The organism is Brucella sp. IR073 (assembly GCF_049065735.1).
In the GTDB taxonomy this organism is placed as follows: domain Bacteria; phylum Pseudomonadota; class Alphaproteobacteria; order Rhizobiales; family Rhizobiaceae; genus Paramesorhizobium.
Genome location: NZ_JBAKHD010000005.1, coordinates 375,624 through 401,540, shown reverse-complemented (window position 1 = coordinate 401,540; position 25,917 = coordinate 375,624). Strand labels below are relative to the sequence as shown.

The window sequence follows — 25,917 nt, the reverse complement described above, 5'->3', positions numbered from 1 at the left end:
GTGGAAACCCGTGTTTCCAGCGATGCTGGCGAATATCGAGGAGAATGAAGCATGGCCGACCTCGTTGTCGTTTATTGGCGTGATATCCCGGCGCAGGTGATCGTGCGGGAGGGCCGCAAGACTGCCAAGCGGGAACTGCCGCTACGGTTCACCGAGGCGATAGACATGTGCGCCATGCGGGTGGGAGCGCAGGACACGGACGCCTATCTCGCCGAATGGCGGCGCGGCGCGCCTGTGCCTGTCGGCTCGGACCTCGAAGCGGAAGCGGATGCGGCGTTGGAACGCCTCGACCGCGAATATGACAAGGATCGCCTTGTGGCGCTGGTAAAGGCAGGTGGACATGACCATCCATGAATTGAAGTCTCGTGAAAGAAGCCGCATCGCCGCATCCATCGAGCTGGCGCCGAAGCAGGCCATCGAATCCGCCGAACTGCCGGGCCTGTTTCCGCCGGGCAGCCGGGTCTACATTACCGACATCGGCACGGACACGATCGATACGCTGACATCAGCCGCCAAGCGCGTCCGCGATCTCGGCTACAAGCCCGTCCCGCACATCGCCTGCCGCCGCCTCACCACCCGCGAGGCGCTCGAAAACCGCCTTCGGCGCGCTGCCGACGAGGCGGGCGTGACAGATGTGCTCGTCATCGGCGGCGGGCTTGAGCGCCCGGCTGGCGCGTTCAACTCCACCATGCAGGTGCTCGAAACCGGCTTTTTCGACCGTTTCGGCATCACCGAGATCGGCGTCGCCGGCCATCCCGAGGGTAGCCCCGACTTTTCCGAAACCGTCGCGCTGGAAGCTCTGAGACTTAAGAAAAATTTCGGCGAGCGCACCGGCGCGAAACTGCGCATCGTCACGCAGTTCGGCTTCGACGCGGAGCATTTCATCCGCTGGGCGGAAGCGCTGCGCGAAGCGGGCATCGATCTGCCTGTCCATCTGGGCGTCGCCGGGCCCGCCAAGATCACGACGCTCATCAAATATGCGGCGATGTGCGGAGTGGGCAATTCCATCACCTATCTCAAGAAGAACGCGCTGGCGCTGACGGCGCTTGCCACCACCCATTCGCCCGAAGGCGTCGTCGGTCCCATCGAGCGCCATGTTCTCGACAACCCGACGAGCAATATCAAGCAGGTCCACGTCTTCCCCTTCGGCGGCATCAAAAAAGCCTCCGAATGGCTGGTGGAACGTGGTACCTGGAACCTGAATAATTCATCGCCCATCGCCGCCGCGCAATAAGGGAACGAGCACATATGACCCGCACCATCGTCGCCTCCGCGACCCGAGAGATCGTTATCGGTTTCGACCAGCCCTTCTGCGTCATCGGCGAGCGTATCAATCCCACGGGCCGCAAGAAACTCGCCGCCGAGATGGTCGCCGGCAATTTCGAGACGGTCATCAAGGACGCGCTGGAGCAAGCGGCGGCGGGCGCAACCATGCTAGACATCAATGCCGGCGTCACCGCCGTCGATCCCAATGCGACCGAGCCGGCGCTGCTGGTGCAGACACTGGAGATCGTGCAGGGGCTGGTCGATCTGCCGCTTTCCATCGACTCTTCCGTCAGCGCCGCCATCGAGGCGGGGCTGAAGGTCGCCAAGGGCCGTCCGCTGGTCAATTCCGTGACAGGTGAAGAGGAGAAGCTGGAAGCCATCCTGCCGCTGGTCAAGAAATATGACGTGCCTGTCGTGGCGATCTCCAATGACGAGACCGGCATTTCCGAGGACCCGGATGTGCGCTTCGAGGTGGCCAAGAAGATCGTCCAGCGCGCCGCCGATTACGGCATCAAGGCGCATGACATCGTGGTCGATCCGCTGGTCATGCCCATCGGCGCAATGGGCACGGCGGGCCTGCAGGTATTCAAGCTGGTGCGCCGCCTCCGCGAAGAACTCGGCGTCAACACCACCTGCGGCCTCTCCAACATCTCCTTCGGCCTGCCGCACCGCCACGGCATCAACGCCGCCTTCATTCCCATGGTCATCGCCAGCGGCATGACATCAGCCATCATGAACCCCTGCCGCCCGCAGGAAATGGAAATGGTCCATGCAGCGAACGTGCTCAACGGCACCGACCCCAATTGCGGCAAGTGGATCATGAAATACCGCGATCATCAGCCATCAAACGCCGCCAATGCCAATGCGGGACAGCCCGCAGGTGATACCAGTGGCCGCCGTCGCGGCGGACGGGAAGCCAGACGTGGAGCGATTGCGACTGCCTGAGCGGCCGATAAAAAATGAGTGATCCTCTGATTCTCTTTATGCCCTCCGGCAAGCGCGGGCATTTTCCTGTCGGCACGCCCGTCCTCGAGGCCGCCCGCGCGCTCGGCGTCTATGTCGAAAGCGTCTGCGGCGGGCGTGCTACCTGTGGGCGCTGCCAGGTGGAAGTGCAGGAGGGCCGCTTCGCCAAGCATGGCATCACCTCATCAAACACCCACATCTCCGAACTCGGCCCGAAGGAAATCCGCTATGCCGAAAAGCGCGAGCTGAAACCAGGCCGCCGCCTCTCCTGCTCGGCCACCATTCAGGGTGATCTCGTCATCGACGTGCCGCAGGATGTGCAGGTCAATGCGCAGGTGGTGCGCAAGGAGGCGGATACCCGCGTTATCGAGCGCAATCCCGCCATTCGCATGTGCTATGTCGAGGTCGAGGAGCCGGACATGCACAAGCCGCTGGGCGATCTCGACCGGCTGAAAGCGGCCATCGAGAAGGATTGGGGGTACAAGGATCTGCAGGTTGACCCTTACCTCCTGCCCCGCATCCAGAAAATCTTGCGCGAGGGGAAATGGGCCGTCACCGCCGCCATCTATCAGGATGAGACAGGCGACCGCCCTGCCCTGATCGCGCTCTGGCCGGGCTTGAAAAACGAAGCCTATGGCATCGCTTGCGACATCGGCTCGACCACCATCGCCATGCATCTTTCCTCGCTGCTCTCGGGCCGCACGCTCGCCTCGGCGGGCGCCTCGAACCCGCAGATCCGCTTCGGCGAGGATCTGATGAGCCGCGTCTCCTATGTCATGATGAACCCTGATGGCCGCGAGGCGATGACGTTGGCGGTGCGCGAGGCGGTGAACGGGTTGATCGACAAGGTATGCTCGGAGGGCGGCATCTCGCGTGAGGATATTCTCGACGCGGTGTTCGTCGGCAATCCGATCATGCATCACCTCTTCCTCGGCATCGACCCGACCGAGCTTGGCGGCGCGCCCTTCGCGCTTGCCGTCTCCGGCGCGGTGCATCTGAAATGTCAGGATATCGGGCTACCGCTGAATCCGGGTTCCCGCGTCTATATGCTCCCCTGCATCGCCGGCCATGTCGGAGCCGACGCCGCCGCCGCGACGCTTGCCGAAGGCCCGCACCGGCAGGATGAGATGATGCTGCTGGTCGATGTCGGCACCAATGCCGAGATCGTTCTGGGCAACCGGGAGCGCACCGTCGCCGCCTCCTCCCCCACCGGCCCCGCCTTCGAAGGCGCGGAAATTTCCGGCGGACAGCGCGCCGCCCCCGGCGCCATCGAGCGCGTGCGCATCGATGCCACAACGCTGGAGCCGAAATTCCGCATCATCGGCGTCGAGCAATGGTCCGATGAGCCCGGCTTCACGGAGGCCGCCGCCCGAACCGGCATCACCGGCATCTGCGGCTCGGCCATCATCGAAGTCATCGCGGAAATGTATCTGACGGGCATCATTTCCGAGGATGGGGTCATAGACGGCTCCCTCGCCGCCCGCTCGCCGCGTGTCACAGCCAATGGCCGCACCTTCTCTTACCTGCTCCACGACGGCAGCCCGCGTATCGCGATCACGCAAAACGACGTGCGCGCCATCCAGCTCGCCAAGGCCGCGCTTTATGCGGGTGTGAAACTGTTGATGGACAAGCTCGGCATCGATCATGTCGACCAGATCCGCTTCGCCGGAGCGTTCGGCTCCTTCATCGATCCGAAATATGCGATGGTGCTGGGCCTCATCCCGGATTGCGATCTCCAAAACGTCAAGGCGGTGGGCAATGCAGCGGGAACCGGCGCGCGCATGGCGCTGCTCAACCGCGATTACCGCCGCGAGATCGAGGAAACCGTCCGCCGCATCGAGAAGATCGAAACCGCACTGGAGCCGAAATTCCAGGAGCATTTCGTTCACGCCATGGCGCTCCCCAACAAGGTCGATCCTTTCCCGAAGCTCTCGGCGGCTGTGAAACTGCCTGAGCGCAAGCTGGACGCCGAAACCGATGCATCCGGCGACGCAGCCCCCCGCCGCCGTTCGCGCGAGGAGCGGGCTGCGAGGCGGAATCGAGGCTAAGCCTTCCTTTCCGGCCAAAATAGGCGCACAATGCGCCCCCTTTGATGGGAAAGGGCAAGAGCTATGTCTTTTAACGTGCTCATCATCATGGTCGCCGCGGCGGTTTGTTGTGCCTTTTTCAGATGGCGCCTCGCCGCGCGAACGCTGCTGACGCTCGCCGTCGTGCTGTTTCTCGCAATAGGCTGCGGTCCGCTTACATCGCTTATCCTGGGAAATCTGCAGGGCCCCTATCTCACGCCCCAGCCGGTCCAATGGGGCAAACGCAACGCAATCGTGCTTTTGGGCGGCGGACTTGAAAAGGTCGGCGAGACCCATCTCGTGGAGCCTGAAATCATCGCCTATGGACGCATCGTCAAGGCGACGGAGCTCTATGATGAGTGTCGGAAGACGGCGGCGGATTGCAAAATCCTTGTGACGGGAGGCGATCCGCTTAACACCGGTGAGAGCGAGGCGAACGTATACAAAGGCGTTCTCACTAGGATCGGTGTGGACCCGGCGGATGTGATGACTGAAGACAAGTCCAAAAACACCTGGCAGAACGCCCAGTTCTCAAGGCCGCTGTTGGAAGCCTACGGTCCGGACCGGATTGTTCTCCTCACCTCGGCCATCCACCTACGCCGCGGCCTGCTCTATTTTTCTCATTTCGGCATTGGGGCCACGCCGGTGCGCGGAGATTATATCGGCGCCGTCCTGTCACCGGTGCCCAGGTCATATAATTTCGCAGTCGCAGACTTCGCTTTGCACGAATATGCCGGCATCCTGCGCTATTATGTCTACAATGCGCTCGGCTGGAACCCGGCTCGCATCAAGGCCGGTCAGGCGTGAAGGCGGGATTCCCTTACCTTCATTAATTTCAAAACTTCCTCGTCCGCCGGTATGTCTCGAAAATTCCGCGCAGATGCTGGGCGACGACCTGCACATGCTGGCCGGCATTCCTGGCGACGATCATGCCCAGCTGATATTGGCCGAGGGGCGGCAGGCCATGTTCCGGTCCCAGCACGGCGATCCCTTCGCTGACCAGCGACTTGCTGAACGGCGCCACGGCAAGGTCGGCGAGGATGGCCGAGCGCTGTCCGGTCGAATGGGCGCTCATATAGGCCACCCGATAATCGCGCCCCGCCTTTTCCAGCGCCTCCAGCGCATTGCCGCGCCAGGCGCAGCCTTCCTCCCACATCGAGAGCGGCAGCGGATCGCGCTCATAGGCCGTGCCGCCCTTCGCACCGACCCAGACCAGATCCTCCGTCATCAGCACTTCCATGTCGCTGCTTTCCGCGCCCGAGCAGGCGACATTGACCATTGTGATGTCGAGACGCTGCTCCTCCAGCCGCCGGCGCAGATTGAGGCTGCGGTCGATGATTACATCGACAGTCACATTCGGATGGGTTTCCGCAAAGCGCTTCAAAACGAAGGGCAGCACCCATTCACCGATATCGTCAGGCGAGCCGAGCCGTACCAGACCCGACACGGTTGGCGCCACGAATTTCGCCACCGCTTCGCGGTTGAGCGCCAGCATCCGCCGCGCATAGCCAAGCAGCAACTCGCCATCGCTGGTCAATGACACAGAGCGCGCATCCCTGTCGAGCAGCGTCGTGCCGAGCGTCTCCTCCAGCTTCTTGATCTGCATCGACACCGCCGAGGGCGTGCGGAACACGGCATTCGCCGCCGCGGAGAAACTTTTCGTCTCCGCGATCATAACGAAAGTGCGCAGCACATCCAGGTCGAGGATCGGCAGCGGATGGTGCATCGGGGCGGTCATGATAGCCTCATCAAATATTCTGAACTTATAGGTTCATCAATTTCGTTTGATTGAACATACTTCCCACTCCATAGTCAAGGCGGTAAACGAAGTCACTTCAGGAGAAGAACCCATGATCATCGCCGGGATATTGCGCTTCTACAGGCTCATATTGGCAAGGAAGCGCGAGCGGGAAACCTACCGCGCCCTTTACGCCCTGCCCGAGAATATCCTGCAGGATATCGGCTGGCCGGCGTTGGATCGTAGAGCCGACGGAAACAAGCTTAAGAAGGACATTTGAGGCGTTTTCTTTTTGCGACAGCCACTACGTCGCACTTCCCTCGGAAATAGTTCTATGGTTCAATGGTTTCGGTCGTAAAGAAACCAGAATAATGGTTCATAAGCGACGGGGAACGACAATGGTGACCGGCCATGCATCAGAAAACGCTTATAAAGCGCTCATTCGTCTTTTTTCTTGTTCCTGATTTCTCGATGATCGCGTTTGCGACGGCCATCGAACCCTTACGCATCGCCAACCGGATGCTGGGCTACAATGCCTATCGCTGGCGTCTGGCCTCGGCGGATGGCAAGCCGGTGCGGGCGTCGAATGGCGTGGAGTGCGCCGTGGACGCCTCGCTGGAGGACGAGCGCCGCTATCTGACCGGCGAGGAGCGGCCGTCGATGGTGCTAGTCTGCTCCGGCGTCAATGTCGAGAAATTCCAGAACAAATCGGTCTTCGCCTGGTTGCGCGAGGAGTATAATCGCGGCGTGGCGGTGGGCGGCCTTTGCACCGGCGCGCATATTCTCGCCGCAGCCGGCCTCCTATCCGGCAAGCGCTGTGCCATCCATTGGGAGAACCTGCCCGGCTTCGCCGAGGCTTTTCCGAAGGCCGATGTCTATGCCGATCTTTTCGAAGTTGACGGCAATCTCTACACCTGCGCTGGCGGCACCGCCGCGCTTGACATGATGCTGAAGCTGATCGGCGATGATTTCGACGACAATCTCGTCAACCGCGTCTGCGAGCAGGCGTTGACCGACCGGGTGCGCAACCCGCACGACCGCCAGCGCCTGCCTTTGCGCGCGCGACTGGGCGTGCAGAACTCCAAGGTGCTGACGATCATCGAGTTGATGGAGGCGAGCCTGACGGAACCGCTCTCGCTCATCGAAGTGGCGGAGCATGTCGGCCTGTCGCGCCGCCAGATCGAGCGCCTGTTCCGGCAGGAGATGGGCCGCTCCCCTGCCCGCTATTATCTGGAGATCCGCCTCGACCGCGCCCGGCATCTGCTGATCCAGTCCTCCATGCCAGTGGTAGAAGTCGCCGTCGCCTGCGGCTTCGTCTCCGCCTCGCATTTCTCCAAATGCTACCGGGAACTCTATGGGCGATCCCCGCAGCAGGAGCGGGCGGAACGGAAGCAGCCGATGGCGGCGTGAGGTTTGACTTAAACGGGACCGTCGGCGCTCTACGGCACCCCCCTCTGTCCTGCCGGACATCTCCCCCGCAAGGGGGGAGATTACACTGTCATTTCCGCTTCCGCCAATCGCAAACGCCGCAGAATAGGCGGTGATCGTCGTGCCAGCCAATCTCCCCCCTTGCGGGGGAGATGTCCGGCAGGACAGAGGGGGGCGCCGTAGAGCGCCGACGTTTAACGATCTTACGCCCTCAACCGCTCATTCTCCGCATCGAACGGCGATTCCGCAATGACAGTCGCCTTGTGCGGCTTGCCGAGAATGCGAATATCAAGCTCCGTACCCGCGGCGGCAAATTCCGGCTTGACCATCGCCAGCGCCAGGCTCTTGCGCAGCCGCCAGCCATAAGCGCCATTGGTCGCTCGGCCGATGAGTTTGCCGCCATGATAGATCGGCTCGGAGCCGCGTGCATCAGCATCCGTCACGCCATGCACTTCCAGCGTCACGAAATTCCATTTCAGGCCCTCCTCGCGCGCCTTCACCACCGCATCACGCCCGATGAACTCACCCTTGTTGGGATGCACGAAGCGGTCGAGGCCGGATTCATAGGCGTTGTATTCGATGGAGAGTTCGCGCGGGATCAGGCGATAGGATTTCTCCACGGCCATCGTCGTCATCGCGCGGATGCCGAACGGCTTGATACCGAATTCCGCGCCGGCTTCCATCAGCAGGTCGTAGATCGTGTTCTGCTGCTCGATCGGGTGATGCAGTTCCCAGCCAAGCTCGCCGACGAAATTGACGCGCAGCGCATGGGCCGTCGCCGGGCCGACATTGATCTGCTTGCCCGAGAGCCATGGGAAATCCTCGTTGGCAAGGCTCGTGCGGGTCAGCTTCTGCAGGACCTTGCGGCTGTTCGGTCCGGCCAGAACCAGCACGCCCAGCTTCTGTGTAACGGGGCGAAGCTGCACCGAGCCATCGGCGGGAAGCAGCTTATGGAGATAGTCGTGGTCGTGATTTTCATAAGCACCGGCGGAAACCAGATAGAACGAGCCCGGATAATATTCATAGACAGTGAATTCCGAGCGTACCCCGCCATTCTTAGTCAACAGATGACAAAGCGCGACACGGCCCTGCTTTTTCGGGATGCGGTTGGCGAGGATCGAGTCCAGCCACGCCCGCGCACCGGGACCGGAAACCTCCATCTTGGCGAAAGCCGACATATCGAGCAGGCCGACATTTTCGGTGACGTTCTTCACCTCATTGCCGACATGCTCGAAATAGTTCGAGCGGCGGAACGACCAGATTTCCTTGACCTTGCCTTCCGCATCGGGCTTCGGATGGTTTCGGTTGAGCAGCACATCCGGCTTGTCGAGGCTGGCGACATCGATGCCATAGCCCTCGGGCGCGAACCAGTTCGCCCGTTCCCAGCCATAGACCGAGCCGAACACCGCGCCCAACGCCTTCTGCCGGTCATAGGAGGGCGAGCGCTTCAGAGGCCGCGCCGCGCCGCGTTCCTCGTCCGGGTAATGGATCGAGAAGACTTCCGCATAGGCTTCCTCGTTCTTCTCCTTCAGATAGCCCTCGGTCGCATAAGGGCCGAAGCGGCGCGGGTCGACGCCCATCATGTCGATGGAAGGCTCGCCCTCGACGATCCATTCGGCCAACTGCCAGCCCGCGCCGCCCGCCGCCGTCACGCCGAAGGAATGGCCCTCATTGAGCCAGAAATTCTTGAGACGCGGCGCGGGGCCGATGATCGGCGAGCCATCGGGCGTATAGGCGATGGCGCCATTATAGACCTTCTTGATGCCCACTTCGCCGAAGGCTGGAACGCGCGCGATGGCCGTCTCGATATGCGGCATCAGGCGCTCCAGGTCTTCCTGAAACAACTCATATTCGCTATCGTCCGAAGGCCCGTCCACATAGCAAACCGGCGCGCCCTTCTCGTAAGGCCCGAGCAGTAGGCCGCCATTTTCCTCGCGCATATACCAGGAGGAGTCGCTTTCGCGCAGGACGCCCATCTCCGGCAGGCCCTTGGCCTTGCGCTCGAGGATCGCCGGATGCGGCTCGGTGACGATATATTGATGCTCGACCGGGATGACAGGCACATCGAGCCCCACCATCTGCCCGGTCTTGCGCGCAAAATTGCCCGTGGCGGAGATGACGTGCTCAGTAAGGATATCGCCCTTGTCGGTCTTGACCAGCCATTGCCCGTCCGGCTGCTGCTCTATGCCGGTCACGGTGGTGTAGCGATAGATGGTTGCGCCCCGGTCCCGCGCACCCTTGGCAAGCGCCTGCGTCAAGTCCGCCGGCTGGATATAGCCATCATCAGGATGCTGGATCGCGCCAAGGATGCCATCCGTTTCCGCGAGCGGCCAGACGTCCTTGACCTGCTCTGGTGTCAACAGCTTAACCGGCACGCCGATGGTCTCAGCCACCCCGGCATAATACATATATTCGTCCCAGCGGTCCTTGGTGCGCGCCAGTCGGATATTGGTGCAATTGGTGAAACCGACATTCATGCCGGTTTCCTCCTGCAATTCCTTATAGAATTTGACCGAATATTTGTGAATCTGCCCGACCGAATAACTGAGGTTGAACAGCGGCAACAGGCCCGCCGCGTGCCAGGTCGAGCCTGACGTCAGTTCCTTGCGCTCGATCAGGACGACGTCGCTCCAGCCTTTCTTCGCCAGATGGTAGAGCGTCGAAACGCCCACCACGCCGCCACCGATCACCACCGCACGGGCATGGGTCTTCATGTCGTATCGTTCCCTTGGATAGAATAGATTTTTCGGCACTATGCCGGGCACAGTGGCGCTGTTAAGGCTTGTTTGCGACATTGAGCGCCGCGTGTCCATTTGAAAGATAGTCTTGCCATTTTCGCCCCCATGCCCGATGAAAGGCCGGGTGGGAGCGACGACATGACCGATATAAGCGAGCGAAGGGACAAAGGCGGCGAACGGAAACCGCTCTTTCGCCGCCTCATGTGCTCGCCACTGGCCTGGCTTGCACTCGTGTTTGTCATGGCCTGTGTGCTTCTGAGCCTCCCCATCATCCTGCCAATCGGCCCGATGTATTGGGACACTTATATCTATTACGATGGTGCACAGCGCATCTTCAACGGGCAGGTTCCCGACGCCGACTTTCTCACGCCTGTCGGCCCGCTTGCCTATTACCTCTTCGCACTCGGCCTGAAATTCTTCCCCCATGCCCAGCCGCTGCTGCTCACGCAATGGACCATCCTCCTCGTCGCTGCGCCGCTGATGGCCGCGGTTCTGCAGGCGGTCGCGCGCGAGAGGCCCCGTGTCGCCTTCACGCTGTTAATCCCTTTCCTGATCTTCGCGCTCTGCCCGGCCAATGTGCAGATCACTCATAACTATCCCGGCATGGACGGTTTCGGCATCTATAACCGCCATGCCACGCTGCTTCTTTATATCCTCACCTCGGCGCTGATGTTCGTGAAGGATGGCAGGAGGCTCGCCATTGTCTGCGGGCTCACCATGCTCGCCCTGTTTCTGCTTAAGATCACCGGCTTCCTCGCGGGCGGGCTGATCGGCTTGCTGGCGCTTCTGTCGGGCCGTATTTCCTGGCGCAGCGTCCTCATCGCGGGCATAATCTTCGTTGCCGCCCTCGCCTGCATCGAGCTCAATGGCCACATGGTCACAGCCTATATCCGTGACATCGCTATCCTTGTAGGCCTCAATGAGTCCATTCTCGCGCGGCGATTCCTGACCGCCCTCTCCGCCGATCTCGATATTATTCTGGCGGGCATTGTGCTTGTCGGCTTTCTCCTCTGGATCGAGCGCGACCGGCTCGTTCTGATCGTCAGAAGGCGCAACGCCGCCACGCTCCGCCATTTGCTCGATAGCAACTTCGTCTGGCTCGGCGTGGCGCTCATTGCCGGTATCTTCTTCGAGACCCAGAACACCGGCAGTCAGGACTTTTCCTTCCTGTGGCCGATCCTGCTTGCCATTTTCTTAGGCTTCGCACGCGATTCCCTGCCCCGCCAATTGCTGATCGCGGTGCTCATCGGTTTCGTCGCCATCCCCTTTACCGCTAAGATCGTCCACAAGACGCTGCGCGCCGTCCTCGTCTCGCCGACCTACGCCACGGTCCCTCTGACGGAGATGAAATCGCTTGGGGCCGTCTCCACGCACCGTGACGTCATGGAGCGCGCCCTGCTTCTCGAAAAGCACTATCAGCAATATGGCGACACCTATGCCGATCTCTCCGGCAAGGGGCAGCTTCCCAGTTGGCGGCTTTTTGCAGAACTCGACTTCCAGATGCATTGGCTGATTTCCGCCGATCAAGCCGTCAAGGACATCAGGGCGTTTGAGGCCGTCCACGGCATCCGTTTCGCCACGATCATGAATCTCGACTTCCCGAACCCGTTCCCCTGGCTTCTTGATCGCAGCGCGCCGCACTATATCCAGATCGGTGCCGACCCCAGCCGGACCGTTCCCCCACCCGACGAGACGACGAAAGAAGCAATCGCCCAGACGGACCTCGTGCTCGTGCCGCACTGCCCGCTCACGACCAATCGCCGCGCCCTCCAGCACATCTATGCGGACGCGCTCAAGAGCAAGCAGAAGGTAAAGCTCAACGATTGCTGGGATATGCTGCTGCGGCCCGGGCTTCTGCCGACTGCACCGTGAACCGTTCAGGCTTGAAACCTGCACGCCACCGCATTAAATTACCGGAGTGCTGACAGGGAGCGCGAACTCCCTGTCAGCCATTTTACTGCTTTGTGATTTCGAAAGCGATCCGCACGGTAATTACCCAGGCCGTGCGGGTCTTTCGTATCTGCAGCGTGAGAGACACCTTGAGCATCCTTCACCTCCGTTTCGACGGCAAAGGCCACTTGCCGGTGCTGGCGCGACCCATTCATCGCCAGTATGCTGCCTGGTCAGCATATACTGCTTCTCGCTATCGAATGTTCTCAATCAAGCATTGAATCAGCGAAGCGGCAAGTCTATCGCACCTGCGCCTTGACGAAATCCTTGACGATCCGGACGATGCCTCGCGACAGCACCTCATCGAGCGCCGCGATGAACTGGTCCACATGCTCCCGCTCACAGATCAGGGGCGGCTCCAGCCGGACCACATTGCGGTTATATTCCGTAAACGCCACCAGCACGCCATGGTCGCGCAAGAGATGGCTGCCGATGAAACCGGGCAGCGAGCCCTTGAGCTTTTCGTCCAGCATCGCCAGCACGGGCCGCAGCACCATGGGCACGGTCTGCGAGAAATCATGGAACTCGAGGCCGACCATCAACCCCTGCCCGCGCACGTCCTTGATAAGCGAGGGATATTTTTCCTGCAGTGTCTTCAACCGCTCGAGGAGATAAGCGCCGGTCGAAGCCGAATTGTCGATGAGCCCCTCATCATAAAGCAGGTTCAGGGCCTCGATGGCGGTGATGCATGCTTCGCCAATGCCACCGAAGGTGGCCATGGCATGGATCAGCGCAGTCTTCGGCGTGCCATAGGCTTTCATATAGACGTCACGCCGCGCGATCATCGCCGCCATCGCCGTCTTGCCGCCGCCAAGCGATTTGGCCAGCGCGGTCACATCGGGCACCACGCCGTGATGTTCGAAGGCATAGAACCGGCCCGACCGGCCAAGGCCGCACTGCACCTCGTCCGCCACCCACAGCACGCCGTATTTATCGCAGAGCGCCCGAAGCTTCTGCCAGAATTCGGTGGGCGCGGTGATGATCCCCGCCCCGCCCTGGATCGTCTCCAGCACGATAACGCCGATTTCCGGATCGGACTTGAATGCGTTCTCGATTGCCTCGATATCGTCGAACGGCACGCGCACCGTATTGCCGATCAACTGGAATTCGCCGCGATAGAGCTTGCCGTCGGTGACGTTGAGAACGCCCTTGGTCTTGCCGTGGAAGGAATTCTCCGCATAGACGACTTTCGGACGCTTCGGCCCGGCGGCGCGCTCGGCCACCTTCAGCGCCGCCTCCATCGCCTCCGAGCCGGACGAGCCGAAGAAGACCATATCGAGATCGCCGGGGCTACATGCGGCTAAATTATGCGCCAGCGCCGCCGCATATTGCGACATGAAGGCCATGGCGATCTCGTGCCGCTTCTCGTCTTGAAAGCTTTTGCGCGCCGCCAGAATGCGCGGATGGTTATGCCCGAAGGCCAGCGAGCCGAACCCGCCGAAGAAATCGAGTATCTTCCGGCCGTTCTGGTCGATGTAATACATGCCTTCGGCGCGCTCGATCTTCACCTTGTCGAAGCCGAGCAGCTTCATGAAATGCAATTGGCCGGGATTGATATGGGCTGAAAACAGCTCCGTCATGCGCGGCAGGTCGAGCGCCTTGGCCTGCTCGACCGTCAGAAGATTGGGCTTCGGCGTCATTCTCTTCCCCTTATTCCGCCGGCAGCGGCACCATCTGCGCCACCGGCTTGCCATCCAGCTTGTTGCGATATTCGCGATAGGCCGCCACCAGCATGTCCTCGTCGCGGAATTTCGGCTTCCATCCGAAGGCGGCGAAGGCGCGGGAGGTATCGCGCACGCAATATTCGTCGGCGATCAGATACTGCTCCGGATCCATCAGCGGCTTGTTTATCGCGTCGAGCAGCGCCAGCGTTTGCTTGACCGCGAAAGCCGGCGTCGGCACGAGGATCGATTTCGACCCCGCCTGCCTGATCAGCCCGCCCAGCAATTGCCGCACCGAAGGCGGGTTCGACGAGCCGAGATTATAGGCGTCGTTTGGCACGCCATGCTCCCAGGCGAGCCGGGCGATTTCCGCGCAATCATAGACCGAGATGAACTGGTACGGGTTCTTGCCCGAGCCGATCATCGGCACCGGCAGATTGCGGTCGATGAGCTTGAACAGCTTTTCCAGAATTCCCAGGCGTCCCGGCCCGATGATGAGACGAGGCCGCATGATCGAGATATTCATGCCCCGCGCGCGCCAGTCGATGGCGAGCGCCTCGGTCGCGGCCTTCGACTTGCCGTATTCGCCGAGCGGGGCGATCGGGTGATCCTCCGTCTGCGGCGAGACGACGGTGTGGCCATAGACCATGTCGGTGGTGAACTGCACCAGCTTCGACGCCCCTGCCCGGTCCATCGCGCTCATGATGTTGGACGCACCGTGGTAGTTGACCGGCCAGAAGAAATCGTGCCGCTTGGCCCGCACCTGCAATGGCGAGAGCATCTTGGCGGCGAGATTGTAGACCATATCGTCTGGCATCAGCCCGACAGCATTCACCTGCGCCTTGTCGATAATATCGCACTGGACGAACCGCACCTTGCCGTAATGCGGCAGATCGGACCGGAAAATATCCGCAACCACGACCTCCTCGCCCCGCTTTACCAGATCGTGCGCCAGATAACGGCCGACGAAACCGTCGCCGCCGAAGATGATATGTCGCATGTTTTCCTACCCGCTAATTGGAATTGACGCTGACCTGCGCGCTCGTCTCCGACGGCGTCTTCTCGCCATGCCCGCTTTGGGCGATCAGTACCGTGCCGACGCAGATGAAGGCGATGCCTGCGATCTTGAGCGTGCCGAGATCCTCCTTGAAAACCATCCAGGCGAACACGGCCACCGCCACATAGGCGAGGCTGAGGAAAGGATAGGCAAAGGAGAGATCGACCTTCGACAGCACATAAAGATGCGACGCCATCGATATCACAAAGACCAGAAGCCCGCAGAACACCCACGGATTGAAGACAATCTGGAAGACGCGCTGGATGAGCGTATCAGCGCTGAAGCTGATAGGCCCGAGCGATATCATGCCATATTTCAGCAAGATCTGCGCCGCGGCGTTGGTCATCACCGTGAACAGAATGAAGGGAATGTATTTTGTCATGGCTCCCACCCGTTTGCGTGAACGCTACTGGAGGCACGTTGAGAAGCTGCAAAGCGATTGTCTAAAATTAGAACAATCCGCAATTTTCGATTGCATCCGCTAGTGCATTGATCTGCATCAAACAAGGCTTAACGCCGTTCTTTGCCAAAAATTCGAGCAAAAAGCCGGATCGCGCAGTTTTTCCAGCTCTTCCCATTGCGGAAACGACGCCGCGAAGACCGCCGCCGGCATACGCTGGTCCTTATAGGGGTTTACACGCCCCCCGGCCATAACCGTCAGGCGGTCAAGTTCAGCCAGCAGCGCCAATGTGCTTTCCCCGCGATTGGGAAAGTCCAGCGTCAGCGTATATCCCGCTTGCGGAAAGGACAACAGCCCGGGCGAGCGGACGCTGCCGAAGCGCTTCAGCACGGTGAGGAACGACGCCTGCCCCGCGCGGCGCGTCGCCTCAAGCATGGCGGGGATCGTCTGCCGCGCTTGCGCTTCGGGAATGACGCTTTGATGCTGATAGAGCCCTGCCGGACCATAGAGCCGGTTCCACCTCTTCACTGCGTCGAGCGGATAGAAGAAGCGCGCATAATCGCTCAGGTGCGGCCCGGCATCCCTGCCCTTGCGGCGATAATAGGCCGCATTGAAGAGCTTGAGGCTTGGCCTGTTTAATGCCGAAAACGGCAGTTCCAATGGCACACCGAGCCGCGCAGGGCGCGTATCCGCATGAAAATTGCCGTTCGATGCATGGTTTCCGGTCAGAAGCAGCCCCCGCCCGGCTTTGGCAAGCTGGTCGATCCATGCGACCGCATATTCGTTCTCTCTGTCCGCCTCCTCGGCAAGCGCAAAGAATTCATCGAGATCGGAAAAAGCTGTTACCCGCTCCTCGATATCGAGTGACGGAACACGCATGAGCTGGATGCGGGCCGTCACGATCAGCCCAGTCAGCCCCATGCCGCCGATGGTGGCGGCGAAAAGCGCGGGATTTTCCTGCGGCGAGCAGGTGCGCAATATGCCATCCGAGCGCAGAAGCGCGAACGAGACCACATGGCAACCAAAGGTGCCCCGCCGGTGATGGTTCTTGCCATGCACGTCATTGGCGATGGCCCCGCCCAGCGTGACGAAGCGCGTACCGGGCGTTACGGGCAGGAAGAAGCCATGCGGCGCGGCAACGGCGATGATATCGGCGAGCAGCACGCCCGCCTCCGCCTCAAGGATGCCGCTGACCGCATCAAAGCCGATGATCCGCCCCAGCGGACGCATCTCCACCAGAACCCCTGCATCATTGTAGCAGGAATCGCCATAGGAAAGCCCATTGCCATAGGCGAGATACGGCCCGCCCTGCGGCATCCGCCGCTCCGCCTCGCCGAACGAAACCGATGCCCGCGCGCGGCGCTCTATCCGCCCGAAGCTCTCAAACGTCACCAGGGTACCCTCGCCAGCACCAGCATCGCCACGCCGATCACGATCATCATGATGCTGCGCCAGTCGCCGAGCAGGAAGACGACGGGATCGTCATGCATCTCCTCGCGCCGCGCCAAAATCCAGATGCGCAGATTGATATAGAGGACGATGGGACAAAGCGGCCAGATCATCCAGGGATGGGCGTAGAGCACCCTCACCGCGTCGCTATCGACATAAAGCGCCAGCACGAGCACCGCCCCAAAGGCCGACGCTACACCGCTTTGGGCGATGACTTCGCGGTCCACGCTGCGATACCCGCGTCCGGCAAGCTTGACGTCCTCCTCCGGATGCAAGGTGGCCAGTTCCACATACCGTTTCACCAGCGCCAGCGACAGGAAGAAAAAGATGGAAAACGCCAGCAGCCAGAATGAATCCGGCGTCGCCGTGGCGGTAATCCCGGCGATGAGCCGCAGCGTATAGAGCCCCGCCAGCACGAGCACATCGATGAGGAGCATCCGCTTTAGAGATGCCGAATAGGCCGTCGTGACCACGAGATAGAGCGTCAGCACCAGCATGAAATGGAAAGGCAACAGCGCCGCGATGCCGAAGGCAAGCGCTAGCAGCGTGACGAAGCAGCACACGCCGAAGGGAATGGAAAGCGCCCCGCTGGCGAAAGGCCGCCGCTTCTTGCGCGCGTGGCGGCGGTCGAGCTGCAGATCGAACAAATCGTTGATGATGTAGATCGACGAGGCCGCCGCGCAAAAGGCTACGAAGGCGAGTGTCGTGCGGATGAGCACATCCGGCTGATGCAGATCATGGGCAAGGACAGGCGGAACGAAGACAAGCACGTTCTTCACCCATTGATGCACACGCAGCATTCTCAGAATGTTGCGAAACCCAACGCGCGGCGCGGGAAAGTACGTCTCCACTCCGCCATCGCCGCCATATTTCCGCCTCCAGGCCCGTGCCGCCGCGTCCGGCGCCACGACGATCGCCTTGCGCGCATTGCTGAAGATGGGAACATCGGCGCGCGAATTGCCCGCGTAGTCGAAACCGCGCTCGCCGAACGCCTCCACCAGCATTTTCAGCTTTGTCTTGGAAGCCAGATTCCGGTTGCGGTCCGTGGAATAGACCGCGTCGAATATGCCCAGATGCCGCGCCACCGCATCGGCGAAGGAGGTGGCGGCAGCAGTGGCAAGAACCAGTTTCCGGCCGTGCGCATGCTCGCGTTTCAGGAAATCGAGGAAGTCCAGCCGGTAGGGCAGCGTCGCGGCATCGATCATGATGCGCTCGGCGATCTCATGTTTCAGCCGCGCCCTGCCCTGCAAAGCCCAGATTGGAAGCAGGAAAATGTAAAGGAGGTTTTTTCTCAAGAGCAGAAAAATACCTTCCCACGCCAGATCTGTTGCAATCAGCGTGCCGTCCAGATCGACTGCTAAAGGTATTTTCTTCGCCTTGCTGCGCGCATTCATCGTTCCCAACCCAGCCCCCCAAATGTTTCCCGCCGTTACCGAAGTAGCAACGACAAGAAAACGAAAGGTGAATTTCAGGAGAAGCTGTTTGTTCCCGCCGGGAGAACTATGGGGAGGGTAAATGGGATTTAAATAAGGCAGTAAGGCAATAGGTATCGCGCAGACGGTCCATGAACGGACCATATATTTGCCCTATTGCCTACTGCCCGTCTTTCTTAATCGATCTTTGCCTTGCCGCCGGTGATCTCGATGGTCTCGCTGCCGGTCAAGGCCTGACGGTCGCCATTGGGAAAGGTAACGAAGCAGCCGGACGGGCAGAAATCAACGGTTTCCCCCGGAGCAAGCACCAAATCGCTCTTGGACGAGCCCTCGGTAACGACGATTGTCCGCGGCTGGCTGTCCTTGTTGACGGCGCTGGCGGCGAGTGCAACGCCAGGGCTCATCACGGTCAGCAGCAAAGCGGTTGCATATTTCTTCATGTCGTTTCCGGTGTCGCCACCGCCCTCAAGGCTGTTTCAATTAAGGGGCATTCGCCCCTTTTCAGCCATAGTTATAAAGGTCGTGACCTGAACGGCAACTGAATGCATCATTTTTTTATGTCCGGTCCTCATCCCGCGTCGCCCCGCTATCGGCATCCCGGCGCGCGATGATCGCCTCGGCGATGGCCTGGACATGATCGATGCGCAGATGCGTGTCCGTCGCCGGGAACGCCATCTTGATACTTTCCTCTGTAAACTTCTCCAGGATCAAGAAGCGCAATTCGTTCTGCACCGTCGCTCCATTTGAGATATCGGCGAGGAACACGCGCAATTCGAATTCGAGCGCCGCCGGGGTGAAACCCTTGAAGGCCACGAACGGCTCCGGATTCTTCAGCACTTGCGGATGTGAGCGCCCGATTTCCAAAAGCACCGTCTGAACCCGGCGCGGGTCGTTGCTATACGCCGCCGCAATAGGAATATCCACCCGGCCCAGCTTATTGCGATAGGTCCAGTTGGCCACATTGCCGTTGATCAACGAGGAATTGGGAACGATGACTGACTGGCGCTGGAAGGTTTCCACCTCCGTAGCGCGCACGCTGATCTTCTTGACGATGCCGCCGACGCCGCCCACTTCTACCCAGTCGCCCACCTTGATGGGCCGTTCAGCCAGCAGGATGAGGCCGGAGACAAAATTCTGCACGATGTTCTGGAGGCCAAAACCGATACCGAGCGAAAGACCGCCGGCGATAAGCGCTAGGTTCGAAAGATTGACGCCCGCCGCCGATATGCCCACCAGCGCCGCCAGAGCCAGTCCGACATAGCCGACCACGGTGCGGATCGAGTTACGCACGCCGGAATCGACACGCCCCCGCGCCATCACGCTGCCATCGAGCCAGTTCTGGAACCAGCGCGTGAATAGGTAGCCGACGACAAACAGTAGGAGCCCGGTGAAGATGCCCGTGAACGACACCGAGAAATTGCCGATCTGGAACCCGGTCAGGAGCCGCAGGAACCATGTCTGCAATTCGGACCACTGGAAGCCCAATTGCAGCAGGATCAGCGGTATACCCACCAAGAGAACGGCGATGTTGATGAGGATGCCGGCGACCAGCCCGAGCTGGTCGAGCGATGTCTCGTCCATGCCGAAACGCTGCTGCATGGAGCGCCCGATTGAGGTGCTGCCGAAGGCATGCTCAGCCGTGATGGCCCGGGCGGTGAGGAAGCCCAGATACATCGTCACCAGAAACGCACCATTGACGACGATCTGTTGCGAGGCGAAACGCGCCAGCCCGACATAGCCGAGCAGCGCCGCGACGATGGGGAACAGCCCCAAGCAGATGAGAAACACCCGCAGCGCCTTCGGCCAGGGCCGCACAGTGCCCGTTTCCTCGTGCTCGAGCGGCTTCACCCAGGCGATGGCGATGATGAGAAGCCCAACCAGCACCGTGGCGATAAGGCTCTTCGCTACCGTCAGTGACAGCTGCGAGGCAAGCAGCTGATTGACCGTGTTCAAGAAATAATCGAGGCCGTTGATGAGCGCCGTCGTCGTGATGAGGAACGTCAGCACCCGCGCCGGGCGGGAAGCAATGCGCACCAGCCGCCAGTTCGGCATGTCCGCGCACAACACCGCCTTTGCCAGCCGGTGGATGAAATAGATGATGCCGATCACCACGAACAACGACGAGAGCATCGTCGCGATGTCGGGCCGCAGCACATTGAAGTAATTCAGGAAGAAATAGGTGGTGCCCAGGAACACTGCCGTCGCCGCCGAAGGAATGAGCGTAGACCAGAACGCGACGGAAAGCCGGGAGAGATAGGAGGGGTCCTCTATGGCCGGATCGCGACTCAGGAAGAACCGACCAAGAAAGCGCCGCGCGCCGAAATGCAGGATCAGCGCCGCGCCGAGCGCGAGGAACGCCGCCGCCAGGAACGGCTTGAACTTGAAGAGCACGACAAAGCGCCACCAGGACGACACCATGCTGGCAAAGGTCTGCGCTTCTGCGCCCGCCGCCTGCGCAACCTCGCTGCCGAGCGCGTAATTGAGGTCGACGCGCTGCGAAAGCGTCCGCGTGAAAAGCTCGCGGCGCATGTCGCCGACCCGCTCGATGGTCTGATTGACGGAGAGGGACGTATCCTCCGTCTCGCCGATCATCGCGTTGATCTCGGCCTTTTCCGCCGTCAGCTTGTTGCGCTCGTCCGTGACGATCTGCGGCTCCGCGGGCTGTCCTTCGGCGGGCGGCGCTCCCAATTGCTCAAGCCGGGCATTGATTTCGGCAAGCCGTGGGCGGAAGGCAAGGCCGGCATTGAGAAGCTTTTTCGCCACATCTTCCAGCTGCAGGCGCGTATTGACCAGCTTCTCGTCGCTGGTGGCAGCCGTATTGAGCGCCTTGGTGAGGTCAGCGGCCTGCTTTTTCAGCGAATCGATGACCGGGCGCTCCTGCGCGACAATGCTCTGCTGCTGCGGAGCACTGGGAGGTGTCTGCGCGGCAGGAGCCGGCGGCGCGTCCTGCGCCAGTGCCCGGACGCCGGGCAGGAGCAGCGCGACGAGGATCGCGCAGATGAACAGGAATTTCGGGGACTTGCTTGAAATTATCAATTTATCGATCCGCCAGTTTTCGCCGGGCGCTTGGCTGCCATGTCTAAATCACCGTTCACAAGCAAAACCGGGCACAATCATGGCGTCAGATATAGGTAAGACGGATGAATCGGAATAGCAGAAATTCCGCTTAAGCGCCGGAAACAAGCGATATTTTCTTGTCCAGCGGCGATTGGGTGTTTATGGAGAAGGGAATCCCTGACAGGGAATTGGAAGACCGGCGCCCGCCGATCCGCGGGATTGGGCGAGCGCGACATACCGGATCGGCAATATGCGAACATCAAAATGGGTCATCGCGACCTACGGCATTATCGTTCTGCTTGGCATTCTTCTGGCGGTGCCCAATCTGTTCACGAAGGAACAATTGGCCAATCTCCCCAGCTGGTTCCCGAAGCAGCAGGTCACGCTCGGCCTCGATTTGCGCGGCGGCTCCTATCTGCTTCTGGAAGTCGATGAGGCGAGCCTGAAGAAGGACCGCGTCCGCCAGATGCTCGATGACGCGCGCGCCAAGCTGCGCGCCGACCGCATCCAGCCCCAATCGATCCGCATCGTGGGCGACACCGTTGTGGTGAGCATTCCCGATGCCACTCAGCGGTCTCAGGCGCAAACCGCGCTGCAGCAGCTTGCGACGCCCGTTGGCACCCCCGGCTTCGGCACGCCCACCAACGATATCGACGTCACCACGAACGGCAACCAGATCACCATGGCGCTGACCGAGGCCGGCTCGCGCTACCGCCTCGACAATGCCGTGCAGCAGAGCCTCGAGATCATTCGCCGCCGCGTCGACCAGGTCGGCGTTGCCGAGCCGTCGATCCAGCGCGCGGGCTCGAACCGTATCGTCGTCCAGCTTCCGGGTCTCAAAGACCCGACGCAATTGCGCCAGCTTCTTGGCTCCACCGCCAAGATGACCTTCCACATGGTCGCGGATGCGAACCCGAACGATCCGCCCCCCCCCGGCGTAAGCATCCTGCCGGACGCCAAGGATCCCAATATCAAATACCCGATCGACGACCAGGTGGCGCTCGACGGTTCGCGGCTCACCGACGCGCGCGCCGGTTTCGACCCGAACACCAGCCAGCCCATGGTTTCGTTCCGGTTCGACAGCGTCGGCGCGCGCCAGTTCGCCGACATCACCAGCAAGAATGTAGGCAAGCCCTTCGCCATCGTCCTCGACGGCAAGGTGCTGAGCGCGCCCGTCATCCGCGAGCCGATTACCGGCGGCTCCGGCCAGATCACCGGTAATTTCACGGTCGAGGACACGGTGACGCTCTCGGCGCTCCTGCGCGCAGGTGCCCTGCCCGCCCCGCTGACCGTGGTGGAAGAGCGCACCGTCGGCCCGGACCTCGGCGCAGACTCTATCAAGATGGGCCTTTACACCGGCATCGCGGGCTTCATTCTGGTCGCCCTCTTCATCGTCGCGCTCTATGGCGTCTGGGGCCTCGTCGCCAATCTGGCGCTGCTGCTCCACACCATCTTCACCTTCTCCGCATTGAGCCTTCTCGGGGCGACCCTGACCCTGCCCGGCATCGCCGGTATCATCCTGGGCATAGGCATCGCGGTTGACGCCAACGTGCTTATCAACGAGCGCATCAAGGAGGAGACGCGCAAGGGCCTTTCCGCCATGGCGGCGCTCGACAGGGGCTTCAAGAGCGCCTTCGCCACCATCGTCGACGCCAATGTGACCACGCTGATCGCGACGGGGCTTCTGTTCCTGCTAGGCACGGGACCGGTGCGCGGCTTCGCCATCACCATGATGCTCGGCATCGTCATCTCGATGTTCTCCGACGTCACCCTCGTGCGCCTGATGATGCAGTGGATCGTGCGCCGCTGGAAGCTCAAGACGCTCGACATCAAGCCGCTCATCAATTTCGGCCAGCACGAAACGAACTTCAAGTTCATGCGCGCGCGCTTCATCGGCATCGGCGTTTCGGTGCTGCTGTCGATTGCCTCCATCGTGCTCTTCATCAAGCCGGGCCTTAATTACGGCATCGACTTCGAGGGCGGCATCCAGGTGGAGATCACCACACCGCAGCCCGCCGACCTGCCGCAGCTGCGCTCAACGCTGGGCCAGCTCAATCTCGGCGAAGTGGTGCTGCAAAACATCGGTGGCGACAACAGCGTGCTGATCCGAGTTCAGCGTCAGGATGGTGGTGAGGCGGCGCAGACGGCGGCGGTCGAAAAGGTCCGCGCATCGGTCGAGAAGCTGATTCCCGGCGTCAAGATCGAGCGCACCGAAGTCGTCGGCCCGAAGGTCTCGGGTGAACTCGCCCGCTCAGGCATCATCGCGGTGACGCTGGCCGCCATCGCCATGCTCTTCTACATATGGTGGCGGTTCGAGTGGTTCTTCGCGCTCGGCGCCATCGCCACGCTTATTCTCGACACCACCAAGACCATCGGCTTCTTTGCGCTGACCGGGCTCGACTTCAACCTGACGGCCATCGCCGCGCTGCTGACCATCATCGGCTATTCGGTGAACGACAAGGTGGTGGTCTACGACCGTATGCGCGAGAATCTCAGGCTCTATAAGTCGAAGCCCCTGCGCGAGATCATCGATATGAGCATCAATCAGGTACTCGCGCGGTGTATCTTCACCTCCATGACCACCTTCCTCGCCATGCTGCCCATGGCGATATGGGGCGGCAGTGCGGTGGAGAACTTCGCCATTCCCATGATCTTCGGCATCGTGATCGCGACCTCTTCGTCGATCTACATCGCCGCGCCGATCCTGCTGTTCCTTGGCGACTGGTGGAAACGCCACAAAAAGGACCAGCAGGCTGGCGAGACCGTTGTACAAAGCTAAGCTTGTTCCCATCTCTCCCCGCGCGGGGAGAGATGGCCGTTTTTCGGACGTAACCGCATGATCCTGCCCCGAAAATCTGCTAGATTTAAGGATCGTGCGCCGACCGTCTCACCTGCTGTTTTTCAGCGAACCCGACACCAACCCGAACCATAGGAGGCCTATCCGCATATGCCCCACCAGACACCACTGATTGCAACGATCGTCGTCGGGCTCTGCCTCGCTTTTGTCTTCGGTGCGATCGCCAATCGGCTGCGTGTCCCTCCCTTGGTAGGTTATTTGCTGGCAGGTGTTATTGCGGGTCCCTATACGCCGGGTTTCGTTGCCGATCAGGAGCTGATTCTGGAGCTGGCCGAAATCGGCGTGATCCTCCTCATGTTCGGCGTCGGCCTGCATTTTTCCCTGAAGGATCTTCTGTCGGTCAAGGCCATCGCCATCCCCGGCGCAGTCGCGCAGATCGCCGTCGCCACGCTGCTGGGCGTCGGGCTTGCCCATCTGCTTGGCTGGAATATCGGCGCGGGGCTTGTTTTCGGCCTCGCCCTGTCAGTGGCAAGTACGGTCGTGCTGCTCCGCGCCATGCAGGAGCGACGCCTGATCGACACCGAGCGTGGACGCATCGCCGTCGGCTGGCTGATCGTTGAAGACCTCGCCATGGTACTGGCGCTGGTGCTTCTCCCGGCGCTCGCCAGCGTCATCAATGGCGGAGGAAACCCGACCGCCGGCGACCCGCTCGCCGCCCATTTCGGCCTTGGCGTCTGGGGCGTCATCGGTCTCACCATCGGCAAGGTCGCGCTTTTCGTTGCGATCATGCTCGTCGTCGGCCGTCGCGTCATCCCATGGGTCCTCCACGCCATCGCGCATACCGGCTCCCGCGAGCTCTTCCGTCTCGGCGTTCTCGCCATAGCGCTCGGCGTCGCCTTCGGCGCGGCGAAGCTCTTCGGCGTCTCGTTCGCGCTGGGCGCGTTCTTCGCCGGCATGATTATGAGCGAATCGGAGCTGAGCCATCGCGCCGCGGAGGAATCTCTTCCCCTGCGTGACGCCTTTGCCGTGCTGTTCTTCGTCTCGGTCGGCATGCTGTTCGACCCGGCCAGCCTTATCAATGACCCGCTGCCGCTGCTTGCGGTCCTGTTCATCATCATTGTCGGCAAATCCGCTGCCGCCTTTCTGATCGTCCGCGCCTTCGGCCATCCCACCGGCACGGCGCTGACCATCTCGGCGAGCCTGGCGCAAATTGGCGAGTTTTCCTTCATCCTGGCCGAACTCGGCGTCGGCCTGAAGCTGCTGCCGCAGGAAGGGCGCGATCTCATCCTTGCCGGCGCCATCCTTTCGATCCTGCTCAATCCGCTCATCTTCTTCGCCACCGACCGGCTGCGACCAAAACTGGAAAAGCGCTTTGGCGGCGCGCCAGCGCAGAAACCCGCGGCGGAGCAGCAGCAACCGCAGCCGGAGGAAGAGGAAACCGAAGATTTGCCGGTCACCGCGCTCAAGGATCATACCGTCCTTATCGGCTACGGCCGAGTCGGCTGCCTGGTCGGCAAGGCCCTCAAGGACGCCGAACAGCCCTTCCTCGTCATCGAGGATGGCGACAAGCAGCTCGGCAAGCTGCGCGGTGAAACCGTGGAGTACATTCCCGGCAATGCCGTGCGCGACGAGGTGCTGACTGCCGCCAATCTGGCAGGCGCGCGCAAGCTAATCATCGCCATTCCCAATGCCTTCGAGGCTGGGCAGATCGTCACCAAGGCCCGCGCCGCCAATCCTGACATCGATATCGTCGCCCGCGCCCATTCGGACGCGGAATCTCAGCATCTGACCGATCTCGGCGCGAATGTCGTCATCATGGGAGAAAGGGAAATCGCGCGCGGCATGGTTTCCCATGCCTCGGAAAAAGATACACCGCCCGCGGATGAAACGGTGTCCCCTTCCGATTAAATCCAG

At 61.0% G+C, this 25,917-nt stretch carries 19 protein-coding genes; 10 read left to right on the top strand and 9 right to left on the bottom strand.

What is annotated here, in order from left to right:
* Nucleotides 1-51 precede the first annotated feature (51 nt).
* From ACOWVG_RS13850 to ACOWVG_RS13830, 5 genes are all read left to right on the top strand, one after another.
* Complete coding sequence (locus ACOWVG_RS13850; RefSeq protein WP_420962807.1) at nucleotides 52-354, top strand: virulence factor; 303 nt, start codon at nucleotides 52-54, stop codon at nucleotides 352-354.
* Nucleotides 341-1,234: a methylenetetrahydrofolate reductase gene (locus ACOWVG_RS13845; RefSeq protein ID WP_420962806.1), complete on the top strand. Its 894-nt coding sequence runs from the start codon at nucleotides 341-343 to the stop codon at nucleotides 1,232-1,234. Before ACOWVG_RS13850 ends, ACOWVG_RS13845 begins: the two co-directional genes overlap by 14 nt.
* A 14-nt stretch (nucleotides 1,235-1,248) precedes the next feature.
* On the top strand, nucleotides 1,249-2,211 hold the full coding sequence (locus ACOWVG_RS13840) for a methyltetrahydrofolate cobalamin methyltransferase (RefSeq protein ID WP_420962805.1): 963 nt from the start codon (nucleotides 1,249-1,251) through the stop codon (nucleotides 2,209-2,211).
* Nucleotides 2,212-2,225: 14 nt separating this feature from the next.
* Complete coding sequence (locus ACOWVG_RS13835) at nucleotides 2,226-4,277, top strand: ASKHA domain-containing protein (protein WP_420962804.1); 2,052 nt, start codon at nucleotides 2,226-2,228, stop codon at nucleotides 4,275-4,277.
* 63 nt (nucleotides 4,278-4,340) lie between these two features.
* Nucleotides 4,341-5,102, top strand: a complete 762-nt coding sequence (locus tag ACOWVG_RS13830; RefSeq protein ID WP_420962803.1) for a YdcF family protein — start codon at nucleotides 4,341-4,343, stop codon at nucleotides 5,100-5,102.
* A 28-nt stretch (nucleotides 5,103-5,130) separates the two neighbouring features.
* Here ACOWVG_RS13830 and ACOWVG_RS13825 read toward each other — a convergent pair whose 3' ends face one another.
* Nucleotides 5,131-6,033 carry a LysR family transcriptional regulator gene (locus ACOWVG_RS13825; protein WP_420962802.1) on the bottom strand — a complete coding sequence of 301 codons (903 nt, stop codon included), beginning with the start codon at nucleotides 6,031-6,033 and terminating at the stop codon, nucleotides 5,131-5,133.
* 112 nt (nucleotides 6,034-6,145) lie between these two features.
* Here ACOWVG_RS13825 and ACOWVG_RS13820 point away from each other — a divergent pair, with 112 nt between their 5' ends.
* Together ACOWVG_RS13820 and ACOWVG_RS13815 are read left to right on the top strand one after the other, a co-directional pair.
* A complete protein-coding gene (locus tag ACOWVG_RS13820) occupies nucleotides 6,146-6,313 on the top strand; it encodes a hypothetical protein (RefSeq protein WP_420962801.1) in 168 nt (55 codons plus the stop codon).
* Between the two features lie 131 nt (nucleotides 6,314-6,444).
* A complete protein-coding gene (locus ACOWVG_RS13815; RefSeq protein ID WP_420962800.1) occupies nucleotides 6,445-7,443 on the top strand; it encodes a GlxA family transcriptional regulator in 999 nt (332 codons plus the stop codon).
* Nucleotides 7,444-7,664: 221 nt separating this feature from the next.
* Here ACOWVG_RS13815 and ACOWVG_RS13810 read toward each other — a convergent pair whose 3' ends face one another.
* The gene (locus tag ACOWVG_RS13810) at nucleotides 7,665-10,175 is read right to left on the bottom strand and encodes a GcvT family protein (RefSeq protein ID WP_420962799.1); all 2,511 of its coding nucleotides are present in this window, start codon (nucleotides 10,173-10,175) and stop codon (nucleotides 7,665-7,667) included.
* Between the two features lie 162 nt (nucleotides 10,176-10,337).
* Between ACOWVG_RS13810 and ACOWVG_RS13805 the strand changes: the two genes are divergently transcribed.
* Entirely contained in the window at nucleotides 10,338-12,071 is a 1,734-nt protein-coding gene (locus ACOWVG_RS13805) for a hypothetical protein (protein WP_420962798.1), read from the top strand.
* A gap of 317 nt (nucleotides 12,072-12,388) precedes the next feature.
* On the opposite strand, the gene ACOWVG_RS13800 is transcribed toward ACOWVG_RS13805, so the two are convergent.
* The 7 genes from ACOWVG_RS13800 to ACOWVG_RS13770 form a co-directional block, all read right to left on the bottom strand.
* The gene (locus tag ACOWVG_RS13800; RefSeq protein WP_420962797.1) at nucleotides 12,389-13,789 is read right to left on the bottom strand and encodes an aspartate aminotransferase family protein; all 1,401 of its coding nucleotides are present in this window, start codon (nucleotides 13,787-13,789) and stop codon (nucleotides 12,389-12,391) included.
* A 10-nt stretch (nucleotides 13,790-13,799) separates the two neighbouring features.
* Nucleotides 13,800-14,810 (bottom strand): NAD-dependent epimerase/dehydratase family protein, encoded by a 1,011-nt coding sequence (locus ACOWVG_RS13795; protein ID WP_420962796.1) that lies wholly within the window; start codon nucleotides 14,808-14,810, stop codon nucleotides 13,800-13,802.
* Between the two features lie 13 nt (nucleotides 14,811-14,823).
* Nucleotides 14,824-15,249, bottom strand: coding sequence for an EamA family transporter (locus ACOWVG_RS13790; protein ID WP_420962795.1), 426 nt, complete (start codon nucleotides 15,247-15,249; stop codon nucleotides 14,824-14,826).
* Nucleotides 15,250-15,366: 117 nt separating this feature from the next.
* Nucleotides 15,367-16,662 carry an FAD-binding protein gene (locus ACOWVG_RS13785; RefSeq protein ID WP_420962910.1) on the bottom strand — a complete coding sequence of 432 codons (1,296 nt, stop codon included), beginning with the start codon at nucleotides 16,660-16,662 and terminating at the stop codon, nucleotides 15,367-15,369.
* A complete protein-coding gene (locus tag ACOWVG_RS13780) occupies nucleotides 16,656-18,110 on the bottom strand; it encodes a UbiA family prenyltransferase (protein ID WP_420962794.1) in 1,455 nt (484 codons plus the stop codon). Before ACOWVG_RS13780 ends, ACOWVG_RS13785 begins: the two co-directional genes overlap by 7 nt.
* A 215-nt stretch (nucleotides 18,111-18,325) precedes the next feature.
* On the bottom strand, nucleotides 18,326-18,589 hold the full coding sequence (locus tag ACOWVG_RS13775; RefSeq protein ID WP_420962793.1) for a hypothetical protein: 264 nt from the start codon (nucleotides 18,587-18,589) through the stop codon (nucleotides 18,326-18,328).
* Nucleotides 18,590-18,704: 115 nt separating this feature from the next.
* Complete coding sequence (locus ACOWVG_RS13770) at nucleotides 18,705-21,140, bottom strand: mechanosensitive ion channel family protein (protein ID WP_420962909.1); 2,436 nt, start codon at nucleotides 21,138-21,140, stop codon at nucleotides 18,705-18,707.
* A 316-nt stretch (nucleotides 21,141-21,456) separates the two neighbouring features.
* Between ACOWVG_RS13770 and secD the strand changes: the two genes are divergently transcribed.
* A complete protein-coding gene (gene secD, locus ACOWVG_RS13765; RefSeq protein WP_420962792.1) occupies nucleotides 21,457-23,985 on the top strand; it encodes a protein translocase subunit SecD in 2,529 nt (842 codons plus the stop codon).
* A 168-nt stretch (nucleotides 23,986-24,153) separates the two neighbouring features.
* A complete protein-coding gene (ybaL, locus tag ACOWVG_RS13760) occupies nucleotides 24,154-25,911 on the top strand; it encodes a YbaL family putative K(+) efflux transporter (protein ID WP_420962790.1) in 1,758 nt (585 codons plus the stop codon).
* The last annotated feature ends 6 nt before the right edge of the window (nucleotides 25,912-25,917 follow it).

Excerpts from the sequence above, each read along its gene's own strand:
- ACOWVG_RS13850 (WP_420962807.1), top strand. The coding sequence starts at position 52 with ATGGCCGACCTCGTTGTCGTTTATTGGCGTGATATCCCGGCGCAGGTG.
- ACOWVG_RS13805 (WP_420962798.1), top strand. The coding sequence starts at position 10,338 with ATGACCGATATAAGCGAGCGAAGGGACAAAGGCGGCGAACGGAAACCG.
- ACOWVG_RS13795 (WP_420962796.1), bottom strand. The coding sequence starts at position 14,810 with ATGCGACATATCATCTTCGGCGGCGACGGTTTCGTCGGCCGTTATCTG.
- ACOWVG_RS13790 (WP_420962795.1), bottom strand. The coding sequence starts at position 15,249 with ATGACAAAATACATTCCCTTCATTCTGTTCACGGTGATGACCAACGCC.
- ACOWVG_RS13825 (WP_420962802.1), bottom strand. The coding sequence starts at position 6,033 with ATGACCGCCCCGATGCACCATCCGCTGCCGATCCTCGACCTGGATGTG.
- ACOWVG_RS13820 (WP_420962801.1), top strand. The coding sequence starts at position 6,146 with ATGATCATCGCCGGGATATTGCGCTTCTACAGGCTCATATTGGCAAGG.
- ACOWVG_RS13810 (WP_420962799.1), bottom strand. The coding sequence starts at position 10,175 with ATGAAGACCCATGCCCGTGCGGTGGTGATCGGTGGCGGCGTGGTGGGC.
- ybaL (WP_420962790.1), top strand. The coding sequence starts at position 24,154 with ATGCCCCACCAGACACCACTGATTGCAACGATCGTCGTCGGGCTCTGC.
- ACOWVG_RS13815 (WP_420962800.1), top strand. The coding sequence starts at position 6,445 with ATGCATCAGAAAACGCTTATAAAGCGCTCATTCGTCTTTTTTCTTGTT.
- ACOWVG_RS13835 (WP_420962804.1), top strand. The coding sequence starts at position 2,226 with ATGAGTGATCCTCTGATTCTCTTTATGCCCTCCGGCAAGCGCGGGCAT.
- secD (WP_420962792.1), top strand. The coding sequence starts at position 21,457 with ATGCGAACATCAAAATGGGTCATCGCGACCTACGGCATTATCGTTCTG.
- ACOWVG_RS13845 (WP_420962806.1), top strand. The coding sequence starts at position 341 with ATGACCATCCATGAATTGAAGTCTCGTGAAAGAAGCCGCATCGCCGCA.
- ACOWVG_RS13840 (WP_420962805.1), top strand. The coding sequence starts at position 1,249 with ATGACCCGCACCATCGTCGCCTCCGCGACCCGAGAGATCGTTATCGGT.
- ACOWVG_RS13780 (WP_420962794.1), bottom strand. The coding sequence starts at position 18,110 with ATGAATGCGCGCAGCAAGGCGAAGAAAATACCTTTAGCAGTCGATCTG.
- ACOWVG_RS13830 (WP_420962803.1), top strand. The coding sequence starts at position 4,341 with ATGTCTTTTAACGTGCTCATCATCATGGTCGCCGCGGCGGTTTGTTGT.
- ACOWVG_RS13775 (WP_420962793.1), bottom strand. The coding sequence starts at position 18,589 with ATGAAGAAATATGCAACCGCTTTGCTGCTGACCGTGATGAGCCCTGGC.
- ACOWVG_RS13800 (WP_420962797.1), bottom strand. The coding sequence starts at position 13,789 with ATGACGCCGAAGCCCAATCTTCTGACGGTCGAGCAGGCCAAGGCGCTC.